At 31.8% G+C, this 14,330-nt stretch carries 12 protein-coding genes; 10 read left to right on the plus strand and 2 right to left on the minus strand.

The window, feature by feature from the left end; translation table 11 throughout:
* Positions 1-82: 82 nt before the first annotated feature.
* Entirely contained in the window at positions 83-2,701 is a 2,619-nt protein-coding gene (gene alaS / locus BMX03_RS06330) for an alanine--tRNA ligase (protein ID WP_091694409.1), read from the minus strand.
* A gap of 106 nt (positions 2,702-2,807) precedes the next feature.
* Positions 2,808-4,796 carry a single-stranded-DNA-specific exonuclease RecJ gene (gene recJ, locus BMX03_RS06335; RefSeq protein ID WP_091694412.1) on the minus strand — a complete coding sequence of 663 codons (1,989 nt, stop codon included), beginning with the start codon at positions 4,794-4,796 and terminating at the stop codon, positions 2,808-2,810.
* Positions 4,797-5,001: 205 nt separating this feature from the next.
* On the opposite strand from recJ, the gene BMX03_RS06340 reads away from it, so the two are divergent.
* The 10 genes from BMX03_RS06340 to BMX03_RS06385 all read left to right on the plus strand — a co-directional run.
* Complete coding sequence (locus BMX03_RS06340) at positions 5,002-6,129, plus strand: MGDG synthase family glycosyltransferase (protein ID WP_091694415.1); 1,128 nt, start codon at positions 5,002-5,004, stop codon at positions 6,127-6,129.
* A 79-nt stretch (positions 6,130-6,208) separates the two neighbouring features.
* Entirely contained in the window at positions 6,209-6,442 is a 234-nt protein-coding gene (locus BMX03_RS06345; RefSeq protein WP_015563096.1) for an FtsB family cell division protein, read from the plus strand.
* Positions 6,443-6,525: 83 nt separating this feature from the next.
* On the plus strand, positions 6,526-6,987 hold the full coding sequence (locus BMX03_RS06350) for a S1 domain-containing RNA-binding protein (RefSeq protein ID WP_008537253.1): 462 nt from the start codon (positions 6,526-6,528) through the stop codon (positions 6,985-6,987).
* A gap of 93 nt (positions 6,988-7,080) precedes the next feature.
* Positions 7,081-8,547 (plus strand): tRNA lysidine(34) synthetase TilS, encoded by a 1,467-nt coding sequence (tilS, locus tag BMX03_RS06355; RefSeq protein WP_022228217.1) that lies wholly within the window; start codon positions 7,081-7,083, stop codon positions 8,545-8,547.
* Positions 8,548-8,568: 21 nt separating this feature from the next.
* Positions 8,569-9,117: a hypoxanthine phosphoribosyltransferase gene (hpt, locus tag BMX03_RS06360; protein ID WP_015563092.1), complete on the plus strand. Its 549-nt coding sequence runs from the start codon at positions 8,569-8,571 to the stop codon at positions 9,115-9,117.
* Positions 9,118-9,210: 93 nt separating this feature from the next.
* Positions 9,211-11,163 (plus strand): ATP-dependent zinc metalloprotease FtsH, encoded by a 1,953-nt coding sequence (gene ftsH / locus BMX03_RS06365; protein ID WP_008537257.1) that lies wholly within the window; start codon positions 9,211-9,213, stop codon positions 11,161-11,163.
* A 132-nt stretch (positions 11,164-11,295) separates the two neighbouring features.
* A complete protein-coding gene (locus BMX03_RS06370) occupies positions 11,296-11,988 on the plus strand; it encodes a response regulator transcription factor (RefSeq protein WP_091694418.1) in 693 nt (230 codons plus the stop codon).
* A 97-nt stretch (positions 11,989-12,085) separates the two neighbouring features.
* Entirely contained in the window at positions 12,086-13,411 is a 1,326-nt protein-coding gene (locus BMX03_RS06375) for a sensor histidine kinase (protein WP_255361426.1), read from the plus strand.
* A gap of 78 nt (positions 13,412-13,489) precedes the next feature.
* Complete coding sequence (locus BMX03_RS06380; RefSeq protein WP_008537260.1) at positions 13,490-13,936, plus strand: DUF2680 domain-containing protein; 447 nt, start codon at positions 13,490-13,492, stop codon at positions 13,934-13,936.
* Between the two features lie 114 nt (positions 13,937-14,050).
* Positions 14,051-14,330: helix-turn-helix domain-containing protein (locus BMX03_RS06385; RefSeq protein ID WP_143052070.1), on the plus strand; the 280-nt coding region annotated here is incomplete at its 3' end.

Below are 14,330 nucleotides of genomic sequence, written 5' to 3' on the forward strand. Positions count from 1 at the left end.
AATAGTTTTAAAGACAGTCAATATTACTTTAAGAAAACAAAAGGAGGCTAGATAATTAGCCCCCTTGCTAGTTTAAATATAATTATTTAATTTGAGATTGAATTACTTCATGAGCTTTAGCAAAAGCATCATTTAATTTTTCTGGTTGTTTACCACCAGCTTGAGCCATATCAGGACGACCGCCACCGTTACCGCCAGTCACCATAGCTACTTCTTTTACGATTTTACCAGCATGTAAGCCACGAGCTACACCGTCTTTATTTACTTTTACAACGAAGTTAACTTTATCGTTGAGTATAGCACCGAGAACAACTACACCAGCTTTATCGAATTTGTTGCAAAGAAGGTCTGCATTGTTGCGAAGCTCATCCATGTTAGCAGCTTGAATTTTACCAACAATTACATTAACACCATTATATTCTTTTAATGCCATTAATAATTTATTGGAATCAGCTTTAGCACGTTCAGCTTGAACTTTAGCAATTTCAGCTTTCATTTCTTTATTTTCTTGAAGAAGGTTTGCAATTTTATCGCAAAGATTGCTTTCGTTAGTTTTTAAAGTTGTTATAGCTGTTTGTAAAAGTTTAGCTTTAGCATTCATATAATCAATAGCAGCTTTACCAGTGATAGCTTCAATACGTCTAACGCCAGCAGCTACACCAGATTCACCAATGATTTTAAACATGCCGATTTGACCGATATTTTTAACATGGCTACCACCGCAAAGTTCCATACTAAATCCAGGTACAGTAACTACACGAACGATATCGCCATATTTTTCACCGAATAATGCCATAGCACCAGCTTTTTTAGCATCTTCTTGGTTCATATGAGAAATTTCTACATCTTTACCTGTTAAAATTTCAGCATTTACCATTTCTTCTACTTGTTGTAATTGTTCAGCAGAGATTGGTTCAAAGCTAGAGAAGTCAAAACGTAAATGATGAGCATTTACAGCAGAACCAGCTTGATTGATATGGTCGCCAACAACACGTTTTAAAGCAGCCTGTAAAAGATGTGTTGCTGTATGGTTACGTGCAGAAGCGAGTTTATTTTCCATATCTACAGTTATTTCTACAGTATCTCCAACATGAAGACTACCTTCAGTTACATGAACAATATTATAAACAGAACCATCAGGTAATTTTTTAGTATCAATAACTTGTGCATTACCCATATCTGTTTTTAAGCTACCAATATCGCCTTCTTGTCCGCCACCTTCAGCATAAAATGGTGTAACGTCTAAGATAAGACCAGCTTCATCGCCGTCTTCAAGGCTATTTGTAGTTTTAGCATCTTTCCAAATGCAAACGATTTTAGCTTGACGAGCAGTTTCATCAACTTTTAATTCACCGATATTGCTATCACGTAAATCAGGAATATCCATGCGTTTGTTTTCGCCACGAGCATTACGTGCACGAGTGCGTTGTTCGTCCATAGCTTTATCAAAAGCTTCTTTATCTAAAGTCATATGATTTTCATGGAGAATTTCATCTGTTAATTCCCAAGGGAAACCATAAGTATCATAGAGTTTGAAACCAACTTCACCATCAAGAACAGTTTTATTTTCAGCTTTTAATTTTTCAACTTCAGCATTTAATAAATCCATACCTTGAGTTAATGTAGTTGCAAAACGGTCTTCTTCTAAGCTGATTACTTTTTTGATGTAATCTTTTCTATTTGTGAGTTCATCATAAACACCACTGTAGATTTCATCAACTACATCAACAGCGCCAGCTAAGAATTTATCTTCGATGCCAAGCATACGAGCATGACGTACAGCACGACGTAATAAACGACGAAGTACATAGCCACGACCTTCATTAGAAGGTAAGATACCATCCATAACCATGAAGGAAATACTTCTAGCATGGTCAGCAATAACTTTTAAAGAAATATCTGTTTCTTTATCTTTACCATATTCTTTATTAGCAACTTTGCTAGCATATTCAATGATAGGGAACATTAAATCTGTTTCAAAGTTAGATGGTTTATTTTGTAATACTGAAGCAAGACGTTCAAGACCACAACCTGTATCAATGTTTTTATGTACAAGTGGATTGTATTTTCCATCTTCAGTACGGTCAAATTGAGTAAATACAAGGTTCCAAATTTCAAGATAACGGTCACAATCGCAACCAACGCCACATGTAGGGCTACCACAACCACGTTCTTCACCGAGGTCAATGAAAATTTCAGAGTCAGGACCGCAAGGACCGCTACCAATTTCCCAGAAGTTATCTTCTAATTTAACGATATGTTCTGGATTGATGTCAGTTTCTGTTGTCCAAATTTTATATGCTTCTTCATCATCAGGATAGATTGTAGCCCAAAGTTTATCTTTTGGAAGTTCTAATTCTCCAGTTAAAAATTCCCAAGCCCATTTAATAGCATCATATTTGAAATAATCACCAAAGGAGAAGTTGCCAAGCATTTCAAAATAAGTATGATGGCGAGCTGTACGACCTACGTTTTCAATATCACCAGTACGAACGCAACGTTGACTTGTAGTGATACGAGTGCAAGGTGGTGTCATTTTACCTGTGAAATAAGCTTTGAAAGGAGCCATACCAGCACCAATCATCAATAAGCTAGGGTCATCTTTTGGAATTAAAGATGCACTAGGAAGTTCTAAATGTCCATTTTTGACAAAAAAGTCAAGGTATCTTCTACGGAGTTCTTTTCCGCTCATATACTTCAAACTAATCTACCTCCAATATTTTAAGTTGAAATTTTTGATTATTTACTAATAAAAAACTTCTATAATTATATATAATAAATTATTTCAAGTCAATTTATCAAGGTTTTTAAAGCTTTTGTAGATTAAATCGTTTAGCAAAAGTTGGGGAATTTTTTATATCTATTTTTTGATTAGGTAAAGATAATAATTTAATTTTATCTTGATTTATCGTTAAAATGTTAATTTCACTTAAAATAATCAGGCATTGTTTTATACTGTAATCAGATAAATTTAGATTGTAAATTTGTTTTAATAAAGCTTGACAATCTTTAAGGGAAAATATACTTTGACCATATTTTTTTTCTTGATTGCGCAGACAAAGATATATTTTGCCGATTGTGTCATAAGCAGGAAATTCTTCTAAATAAGAAATTTTTCGTTTGCTTTGACGTAAATCACTTAATTTAAACTGTAGATAAGTATGGTCATTCCAGTGGTTTAATTCAGGCTGGAATAAAATATCTACATATTTATTATTTATATCATCGGCAACATCTGCCATATGCCAACCAATAGCAGTATATTGTGTATTATTATAAGCAAAATTAAAGCGTAAATGATTATTTTCTTTGCCCATTTTCATGCTTTTAGTGACTAAGAGATTTTGACAGACAAATTGTGGTTTAGGATTTCCCATGCCAAAAGGTTCAAGTAAGGATAATTCTTCGATAAAATCCATGGTTATATCTTGAGGTGTTAAAACTGTTTCTACTTGATAAATTGGTATTAAATCTTCATCTGTTAAATGTTCATTAGCATATGTTTGCATATGTGAAATAAAATCATCTAATTTAGCTAAATCAATCGTAAAACCTGCTGCTTTGGAATGACCTCCATAAATCATTAAATCTTGTTCACAATAAGTGAGGGCATTTTTCATATGAAGTCCATCTATGCTACGACAAGAGGCTTTACCAATATTATCTTTAGTCGCTATGATTATTATAGGTCGATAATATTTTTCTTGTAGGCGAGAAGCTGCTATACCAATAACACCTTCATGCCAATTTTCGCCAACAACAATGATGATTTTATTTTCTTGAAGATTATTTTCTTCAATTTTTTTGACAGCTTCGTGAAAAATATCTTCTACAATTTCTTGACGTTGTTTATTTTCTTCATCTAGATATAATGCTTTTTGACGAGCTGTTTGTTTATCAGTGGCTAATAATAGTTCAACAGCAATACTAGCATGAGTCAATCTTCCAGCAGCATTTAAGCGAGGAGCTACACCAAAACCGATATGACCTGTAGTTATATTATTTTCATCGTAATTGCAGATTTCAATTAAAGTTTTTATACCTAAGTTTTGAATATTAGCTAATCCTTTTTTGACAATGCGACGATTTTCATCAACAAGGGGTACAATATCAGCTATAGTGCCTAAAGCTACAATATCCAAATAATTTTCTAATTCATGAATATCTTTATTTAAGCTTTGATATAGTCCTTGACAAAGTTTGAAGGCTACACCTACACCGCAAAGATTTTTGTTGGGATAATTACATTGTGTTTGTGTAGGATTGATAATAGCAAAGGCATCAGGAAGAATTTCACGAGGTAAATGGTGGTCTGTGATAATCATATCGATTTTATCTTTGGCATAATCAACTTCATCAAGAGCTGTAATACCGCAGTCAACAGTGATTAATAAATCGTATTTAGGTATTAATTTTTGTAAGGACTCGATATGAAGACCATATCCTTCACTATGGCGGTCAGGTAAATAATAGTCTATATTAAAGCCTAATTTAGTAAAAACTGTCATTAAAAGGGCAGTGGAGCTGACACCATCTACATCATAATCGCCATAAATGCAGATTTTTTCTTTATTTTTTAAAGCTAATAAAAGTCTTTGGCAAGCTTTTTCCATATCCTTTAGCAAAAAAGGGTCATGATAGGGAATTTTTGTGGGATTGAGAAATAATTTAGCTGAGTTTTCATCAAGATTTTTTCTAGTTAAAATTTCAGCTAGACTAGAAGATATATGCAAATTCTTTTCTAATAAGATTTGTTTTTTTTCATCAATGGGTAGAATTTCCCAACGTTTATTCATAAATAAATATTACCTCCTATACTTGATTTTTATAGATAGTATTTAATTTATTTTTTACATATAATTAATAGCTATTTGTTTTACAGTATAAAATGAATATGATAAAATGTAAATTATTGCAAGTAATAAGAAGACTTTAATACATATTTAACAAATTGGAAATTAAAATATAATTGAACTAAGTTGATAATCTGGGGGAAAATATATGTCAGGTAAAAATATTCTAGTGGTTACAGCATCAATGGGGTCTGGTCATAATAAGGCTGCCAATGCTGTTGCAGAGGCGATAAAGAGAAAATATCCTGTCAATAAAATAAATGTTATTGATTTTATGTCAACAGAAACAGCCTATTTCAATAGTCTAGTTAAAGATATATATTTAAAGATGCTCGACCATACACCAAGCGTGTATGAATTTTTCTATAAATTTACATCAGATTCTACAAAAGGAAGTACTATACAATCTGTTTTTGCTCATGCTATGAAAAAAGATATGCGTGAGCTTATAAAAAAATATGAAGCTGATATGGTTATTTGTACACATCCTTTTCCATGTGCAGCTGCATCTTATCTAAAGCAAACAGGAGAAATAAATATTCCTTTAATCACAGTGATGACAGATTTTTGTGTACATCAATTTTGGTTATATAAAAATATTGATATTTATTTTACTGCTAATGATTTATTGAAAAAAGAAATGGTAAATCAAGGTTTATTAGAAGAACGTATTTTTGTTACAGGTATACCTGTGGGATATAATTTCCGTGTAGATTATAATCGAGATGATTTATTGACAAAATTCAAATTGGAAAAAGATAAACCTGTAGCTTTGATTATGGGTGGCGGTCTTGGTTTAGGTGGCGTAAAAAATGCACTTTGCCAATTAGAACGCTTGAAAAAAGATATTCAAATTCTCGTAATTACAGGAGCAAATGTAGCACTTTGGTCAGAGATGAATGAATATGCACAGCATTCCAAACATAAAATTTTCGTATGGGGATATTCGCATAATATTCAAGAATTTATGTCTGTGGCTACATTTTTAATCAGTAAACCTGGTGCACTTACAATAAGTGAAGCATTGACTAGAGAATTACCAATGATTTTGCACGACCCAATACCAGGGCCAGAGGTGGATAATGCAAAATTTGTTTCTGATAATGGTGCTGCCATTTGGGTGAGACATCAAGATACCTTAGATGCAGTAGTACGTGAAGTATTATCTGATGCAACTATTTTGCCAAAACTTAGAAATAATGCTAAGGTGTTAAAGAAACCATACGCTTCCGATAATATAGCAGATGTTATTGCAAATATGTTAGGTTTAGATTAGTATTGGGAAATATAAATTAATAGGTGAAAACATGTTCAGAAAAATAATGGAGCGGTTTATAATATTCGCTTTTGTGATAATGATTGGTTATTTAGGATTTATAATTATTAAACAAGAAGTATATTTAAGCCAAGTAGAAGAACAGACTATTATAGCCGAAGAGCGATTAAATAAAGCAAAGCAAATAAATGAAGAATTAAGTAGAGAAAAAGATAATTTAAATAAGCTCGAATATGTGGAAAAAGTAGCTCGTGAAGAGCTAGGTATGACAAAATCAGGCGAAGTGCCATATATTTCTGAAGAAAAAGAATAACATTTTATTGACACTATTTGTTTAGCAAGGTTATAATAATAAAAGCTTAAAGCTAATTATCTTAAGGAGGACATAAAAGTAGTATGTCAATCGAAGTTGGCAATATCCTAGAAGGTGTTGTAACAGGTATTACTAAATTTGGCGCTTTTGTTGAATTACCTGGTGGAAAAGTTGGTTTAGTACATATCTCTGAAGTTGCAGATGTTTACGTTAAAGATGTAAATGATTTTTTGAAAGAAAAAGACAAAGTCAAAGTTAAAGTACTAAGTGTTGATGACCATGGAAAAATAGGTTTATCTATTAAACAATTACAGGAGAAAAAAGTCGAAGAACAAAATACTCGTCCTGCACAGAGTAGTAATTATCGTCCTGCTCCTCGTAAGCAATTTAATAATGACTTCCGTAAACACAATAATAGCGGCGCTTCTTTTGAAGATAAATTATCCAAGTTTTTAAAAGATAGTGATGAAAAACTTACTGATTTACGTCGTAAGACAGATTCTAAACGTGGTGGCCGTGGTGGCGGTTCTCGTAAATATGAATAAAACTAAGAAGCACTCTTTAATTTTTTAAAGAGTGCTTTTTGTTAATAGCTGGAAAATTATATGAATATGAATTTAATCTTGAGGTAATTTTTTATGAGCGTAAATAATAATGTAGATGTAATAAATATAATGGAAATAATTGAGCGCGTAGAAAATTTTGCTAGAGAATATGATTTATTTAAGGCTCATGATAAATTATTGATTGCTTGTTCCGGTGGGCCAGATTCCATGGCACTTGTGGATATCTTCCAAAAACTCAGTGTTAAATATAAATTAGAGATTATTGTAGCTCATGCTGAACATGGTATTCGCAAGGAAAGTTCATTAAATGATGCATGGTATGTAAAAAATTATTGCGAGCAAAAAAACATTCCTTTTTTTATGGAACATTTAAATGTATTAGAGCATCTTAAAACAGAAAAATTATCTGTAGAAACTTTGGCTAGAAAATTGCGCTATCAATTTTTACGCAAAATAGCGAAAGCACAAAATGCCACAAAAATAGTAACAGCACATCATTTAAATGACCAAGCAGAAACTGTATTACAGCATCTTTTAAGAGGTGCAGGAACGGCAGGTCTTAGCGGTATGAAAGCTAAAAATGAAGATATTATACGACCATTTTTATGTTTATATCGTGAAGAAATTGAAGCATATTGTTTAGCTGAAAATATCAATCCTTGTTTAGATGAAACGAATAATTGTTTAGATTATGAACGCAATCGCATACGTTTGGATTTAATCCCTAGATTAAAAGCATATAATCCAAAAGTAGTAACAGCTATTTGCAATAGTGCCAAGATTATTGCTCAAGAAAATGATTTTATAAATTACTATGTAGAAAATTTTTATCGAGATAAAGTCATAGTAGATATAGATAATCAAGGTAGAAAATCTATAAAAATAGATATTAAAGTATTGAAACAAGAACATAAGGCAATAAGAAATGCTTTATATAGGTATATTATAAAAGAATTTAAAAGGAATTTAGAAAATATTAGTTTTGTTCATATTGATAAAATTGATAAGTTTTTATACAATGGACATACTGGTTTAATTTTGCAATTACCAAAGAATTTGCAAGTAAAGATAAATTATGATAGATTAACTTTTAGTGAAAAAGAAATTTTGCCAATTGAAAATTCTGAGGAAAAAGAGCAAAATATATCCATAAAAATAGATTTAGGTTTACTTTTGACGAAAAAAGAAATAAAATTGCCTTATGAACAATCATTAATTATAGATAAAATTTGTGGGCAAGATGAGGTCATGAAATTGTCTGGTCGAGAACATTGTTTTGTTGATATGGATAGGATTAAGGGAGATTTATTTATTCGCAAAAGACAAAATGGGGATAGAATAACTCCTAAAGGCATGGCAGGTAGTAAAAAAGTAAAAGACATTCTAATTGATAGAAAGATACCGGCAGAAGATAGAGATAAAATTCCTTTGATTTGTGATGAAAAGGGAATTATTTGGATAGCTGGTATACAACAAGATAATAATTATTTAGTAAATAAAAATAGTAAACATATACTATATTTAAAATTAAAAAAATAATAATTAGGTGGGTTTTAAATTATGAAAACAATGAAAGATGATATCCAGAGTGTACTTTATACAGAAGAGCAATTGCGTGAAGGTGTAAAAAGAATTGCAGCTGAAATCAATCGTGATTATGCTGGTAAAGAAATTTATGCTATTGGTATTTTAAAAGGTGCTATTATTTTCTATGCTGATTTAGTGCGTGAAATCAATGTTCCTGTATCTTTTGATTTTATGGCAGCATCTAGCTATGGTAAAGGTTCTACTAGTAGCGGTGCAGTTAAAATCTTAAAAGATTTAGATTTTAGCATTGAAGGCAAACATGTTGTCATCATTGAAGATATCGTAGATTCTGGTCTTACTTTATCTTATTTATTGAAAAATATGGAATCTCGTCATCCAGCTAGCGTAAAATTATGTGCATTATTAAATAAACCTGAACGAAGAGAAGTTGATGTAAAAATTGATTATGTAGGATTTGAAGTGCCTAACGAATTTTTAGTTGGCTATGGTTTAGACTATGATAGCAAATATCGTAATTTACCATATATTGGTATTTTAAAACCAGAAGTATATACAAAATAATGATAATTAACATAGAATAACTATTAATTAACTTGTTTATATGATATAATTAATCATTATGATTTGAAGACAATGCTATGAGGAGGCATAAGATTGAATAAATTTTTGAGGAATGTGGGTTTTTACTTGTTAATCATTCTTGTAGCAATAACTGTAATCGACCATTTTTCAGTAGATACAAGCAATAAACAAGAAATAAATTACACTGAATTTGTAAAACAAGTCGATGACAAAAATGTAGCTAAAGTTGTTATGCAAAATAGCAATATTAAAGGTACATTGAAAGATGGTACAGAATTTACAACTATTACTCCAGGATATCCAAATAGTGATGAAGAACTTGTAAAAACTCTTCGCGATAATGGCGTAGATATAAAAGCAGAAAATCCGCCTGAAACACCATGGTGGACAACATTATTTTCTTCTTTACTTCCTATGCTTTTACTCATTGGTGTATGGTTTTTCATCATGCAACAGTCACAAGGTGGCGGTAGCCGTGTAATGAGCTTTGGTAAAAGCCGTGCTAAAATGATGGGTGATGGTAAAGTAAAAGTTACTTTCAGTGATGTTGCTGGTGCTGATGAAGCAAAACAAGAACTTGCTGAAGTTGTAGAGTTCTTAAAACATCCAAAGAAATTTAATGACCTTGGAGCAAGAATTCCAAAAGGTGTATTATTATTTGGCCCTCCAGGTACAGGCAAAACTTTACTTGCTAAAGCTGTAGCTGGTGAAGCTGGCGTTCCATTTTTCACTATCAGTGGTTCTGACTTTGTGGAAATGTTCGTTGGTGTTGGTGCATCTCGTGTTCGTGATTTATTTGAACAAGCTAAGAAAAATGCACCATGTATCGTATTTATCGATGAAATTGATGCTGTTGGCCGTCAGCGTGGAGCAGGTTTAGGTGGCGGTCATGATGAACGTGAACAAACACTTAACCAATTACTGGTTGAAATGGACGGATTTGCAGCTAATGAAGGTATTATCATCATTGCAGCTACAAATAGACCAGATATCTTAGACCCAGCTCTTTTACGTCCAGGACGTTTTGATAGACAAATCGTTGTTGATAGACCAGACGTTCGTGGTCGTGAAGCTATTTTAAAAGTGCATACAAAAGGTAAACCTGTAGATAGTGATGTTAATCTTGATGTATTAGCTCGCCGTACACCAGGTTTTACAGGTGCTGATTTAAGCAATCTCGTAAATGAAGCTGCGCTTTTATCTGCACGCAGAAATAAAAAGACTATTTCTATGAATTCTTTAGAAGAATCAATAGAACGTGTAATTGCAGGTCCTGAAAGAAAATCTAAAGTAATCAGTGATCGTGAAAAACGTCTAACTGCATATCATGAAGGCGGTCATGCGTTAATCGGTTTATTATTACCAAATGCTGATCCTGTGCATAAAGTAACAATTATTCCTCGTGGTAGAGCTGGCGGTTATACTTTAATGTTACCAAAAGAAGATCGCTCTTATGCTACACGTGGAGAGTTACTTGATAGATTGAAAACTATGCTCGGTGGTCGTGTTGCTGAAGAAGTTGTACTTAAAGAAATCAGTACAGGTGCTTCTAATGATATTCAACAAGCTTCTGGTTTAGTTCGTAGCATGATTACTCAATATGGTATGAGTGATGTATTAGGTCCAATTGCTTTTGGTGATGGACAAGATCATCAAGTATTCTTAGGTCGTGATTTCAATAATCAACGCAATTACAGTGAAGATGTAGCTTGTGCTATTGATAAAGAAGTTCGTCGTTATATTGAAGAAGCTTATGATGAATGTCGTAAATTATTAATCGAAAATATAGACAAACTTCATTTAATCGCTAAAGCTTTGATTGAAAAAGAAACTTTAGAAGAAAAAGATTTAAAAATTATCATGGAAACTGGTAGCTTAGAAGGCGTTTGTGAAATCAAAGAAGCAAATAGCGAAGAAAAAGAAACTTCCACTACAGAAGAAGTGAAAAATGCTGAAGTAGTAGAAGAAAAACAAGCAGATGCTGTAGCTAAAGAACCTGCTATTTCCACTACTGAAAAAATCTAAATATATTCACCTTGTTTGTAATATAAAAATAGGGTAAGCTAAAAGTGTGTAAGAAAAAGTTTTTACTTTATCTTATGCACTTTTTTTATAAACTTTTAGAATAAAAAATATAGATATAAAGGGAGTTTTTTTATGAAGGTTTTGATTGTAGATGATAATAAACAAATTATTTCTATTTTAGAAGCTTATGCTAAAAAGGAAGGATATCAAACTGTTATTGCTGTAGATGGACAAGAGGCTTTAGATGTATTTCAAAGGGAAAGACCAGATATTATTTTATTAGATGTCATGATGCCTAAAATAGATGGTTTTGAAGTATGTCGAGTAATTCGCAAAACATCTAATGTGCCAATTATAATGATTACTGCTCGTGGTGAAGATTTTGAAAAGATTATGGGACTGGAAATCGGTGCTGATGATTATATAGTAAAACCTTTTTCACCAGGAGAGATAATGGCTAGAATAAAGGCTATTTTAAGACGTATTCAGCCTAAAACAGAAAATTTACAAGTTTTTAGTTATGATAATTTACAGATAAATTTAGCTGATTATACAGTGAGTATAAATAATAAAGTATTATCACTTACAAAAAAAGAAATTGAAATTTTATGGACTTTAGCTACTAAAAAAGATAGAGTTTTTTCTCGTGATATGTTATTGAATAAATTATGGGGATATGATTATATTGGCGATAGTAGAACGGTAGATAGCCATATAAAGAGATTGCGTGCTAAATTGGAAAAATATCCTCATGGTAAGTGGGAAATAAAAACTATCTGGGGAGTTGGCTATAAATTTGAGGTAAGTGATGATGTTAAACAATAAAATAGCTCTAAAATTAAGCTTAAGTTTTGCGCTAACTTTGATAATTTTTTCCATTATAATTAGTGGTGTGTTTTTAGTATTATTCAAGCAATATACTGTGGATTTGCATAAGACGCAATTACAAAATTATGCGCAATCGCTAGCACAATCATTATCAACAGGTAGACGATATAATGGTATGGGATATGGCGCGCATTTATATTTTAGTAGTGAAATTATGGGCTATAATGTCTGGATTGTAGACGAGAATATGAATGTCATCACACCAAGGAATATGCAACATCATAAAATGATGCATACAAATTATACTTTTTCTGAGTTGCCACCAAATGCTAGTGAAGTTATTAGAGAAGTCTTTCAAGATAAAACAGTATTTAGTGAAGGCTTTAGTGATGTTTTATCGCAATTGACGTTGACTGTAGGTGTGCCGATAAAAGATGCAAATGGAAAAGTATGGGGAGCTGTATTGTTGCATTCACCTGTAGAAGGTACTACTGATGGGATTTATCAAGGGCTTATGATTTTAGGCATAAGTATAATTTTAGCACTTATTATTGTTTTAGCTTTAGCAATATTATTTTCATATTTTTTCACTAAACCTTTGACAAAGATGAAATCTGTGGCAATGCAATTAGCCGAAGGCAATTATCAGGCTAAATGTAATATAAAACAGAAAGATGAAGTTGGAGAATTGGCAAATGTAATGGATTTATTAGCTGGACGTTTAGATGAAGCTAGTAAAGAAAGTTTAAAATTAGAACAAATGCGAAAAGATTTTGTGTCTAATATATCACATGAACTTAGAACACCGGTTACAGTTATTAGAGGCTCTTTAGAAGCACTTTGTGATAAGATTATTACAGACCCTAAGCAAATTGATGAGTATCATTTACAGATGTTAAATGAAGCTAAATTTTTGCAAAGATTAGTGGGAGATTTACTTGATTTATCTAGATTACAAAATCCAGATTTTGCGATTGAAAAACAGGAGTTAAATTTAAATGATGTAATTTCTGATGTAGTTAGAAGTGCAAGACAGATTGCTAAAAATAAAAATATTAATATAAATATTGATTTAAAAAATCCTAATTTAAAAATTTCTGGTGATTATGGAAGACTCCGTCAAATGTTTTTGATTATATTAGATAATGCCATCAAATTTTCTTTTGAAAATAATAAAGTAGATGTTTTGGCTAAAAATGACACAATTATTATTCGTGATTATGGCATAGGCATAAATGAAAAAGATTTGCCACATATTTTTGATAGATTTTATAAAACTCATGGTGAGCATAATAAAGTAGGTACAGGCTTAGGTTTAGCTATAGCAAAACAGATAGCGGAAAGACATAATATAGAATTAATTGCTCAAAATAATTTTGATGGTGGGGCAAAATTTATTTTTAAAATACCATTAAAATAAAACAAAAAAGACATAATTTTGACAAAAAGTCTTGCTACAATATAATCAAAGATAAGAGATAAGTAGGGAGGAATAAATATGAAAAACTTAAAGAAAATTATCGTTACAGGATTATTAGCATTGAGCGTTGCAACTACAGCTTTTGCGACATCTGCTTATAATAATCCAGCAGAAATAGTTGCTGGACTCACTGGTCGTAGCGTAGAAAGTGTTATTGATGAAAGACATGATACAGGTAAATCTTTTGGCACTATCGCTAAAGAAGCTGGTAAATTAGATGAATTTAAAGCAGAAATTTTAGAACTTAGAAAAGATCAATTAGCAGCACGTGTAGCAGATGGCAGACTTACTCAGGAACAAGCAGATAAAATTTTAGCTTCTATTGAAGAAAGACAAGCTCTTTGTGATGGCGAAGGCTATGGATATGGTTGTGGCTATGGTCGCGGTTACCGTGATGGTAATGGTGATGGCTATCGTGATGGTGGCAGACATCATCATAACCGCTGTGGCGATTGCAGATGGTAAAAGATTACTTAAATTGACAGATTAAATTTAATAAATATATATTAATGATATAAAAAAGATGAACTGCACCCCAAAAGTTGGACACAAAACAACTTTTGGAGGTGCAGTTTTTTTATGACTAAATACTCAAATGAATTTAAAGTTAAAGCAATTAAAATGGTTTTAAAAGGAAATTCTATTTCTCATGTAGCTAAAATTCTAAACATGCCAGATATAGCTCCTCTTTGCAGATGGATATCTCATTATGAACATGGTGGCATTTCACAACTTCTTCATAAAAATCGTAAATATACTCCTATCTTTAAGCAAAAAGTTATTGAATATAAATGGCTACATCATTTATCATTAAATCAATCAGCAGCCAAATTTTCCATTCCTAATACTGGTACAATTT

Origin of the sequence: Megamonas sp. Calf98-2 (genome assembly GCF_900110235.1) — a bacterium.
GTDB classification, from domain to species: domain Bacteria; phylum Bacillota; class Negativicutes; order Selenomonadales; family Selenomonadaceae; genus Megamonas; species Megamonas funiformis.

What these genes read in the sequence shown, in the direction of transcription:
- recJ (WP_091694412.1), bottom strand. Translation starts at nt 4,796, where the DNA reads ATGAATAAACGTTGGGAAATTCTACCCATTGATGAAAAAAAACAAATC.
- BMX03_RS06340 (WP_091694415.1), top strand. Translation starts at nt 5,002, where the DNA reads ATGTCAGGTAAAAATATTCTAGTGGTTACAGCATCAATGGGGTCTGGT.
- BMX03_RS06345 (WP_015563096.1), top strand. Translation starts at nt 6,209, where the DNA reads ATGATTGGTTATTTAGGATTTATAATTATTAAACAAGAAGTATATTTA.
- BMX03_RS06350 (WP_008537253.1), top strand. Translation starts at nt 6,526, where the DNA reads ATGTCAATCGAAGTTGGCAATATCCTAGAAGGTGTTGTAACAGGTATT.
- tilS (WP_022228217.1), top strand. Translation starts at nt 7,081, where the DNA reads ATGAGCGTAAATAATAATGTAGATGTAATAAATATAATGGAAATAATT.
- hpt (WP_015563092.1), top strand. Translation starts at nt 8,569, where the DNA reads ATGAAAACAATGAAAGATGATATCCAGAGTGTACTTTATACAGAAGAG.
- BMX03_RS06370 (WP_091694418.1), top strand. Translation starts at nt 11,296, where the DNA reads ATGAAGGTTTTGATTGTAGATGATAATAAACAAATTATTTCTATTTTA.
- BMX03_RS06380 (WP_008537260.1), top strand. Translation starts at nt 13,490, where the DNA reads ATGAAAAACTTAAAGAAAATTATCGTTACAGGATTATTAGCATTGAGC.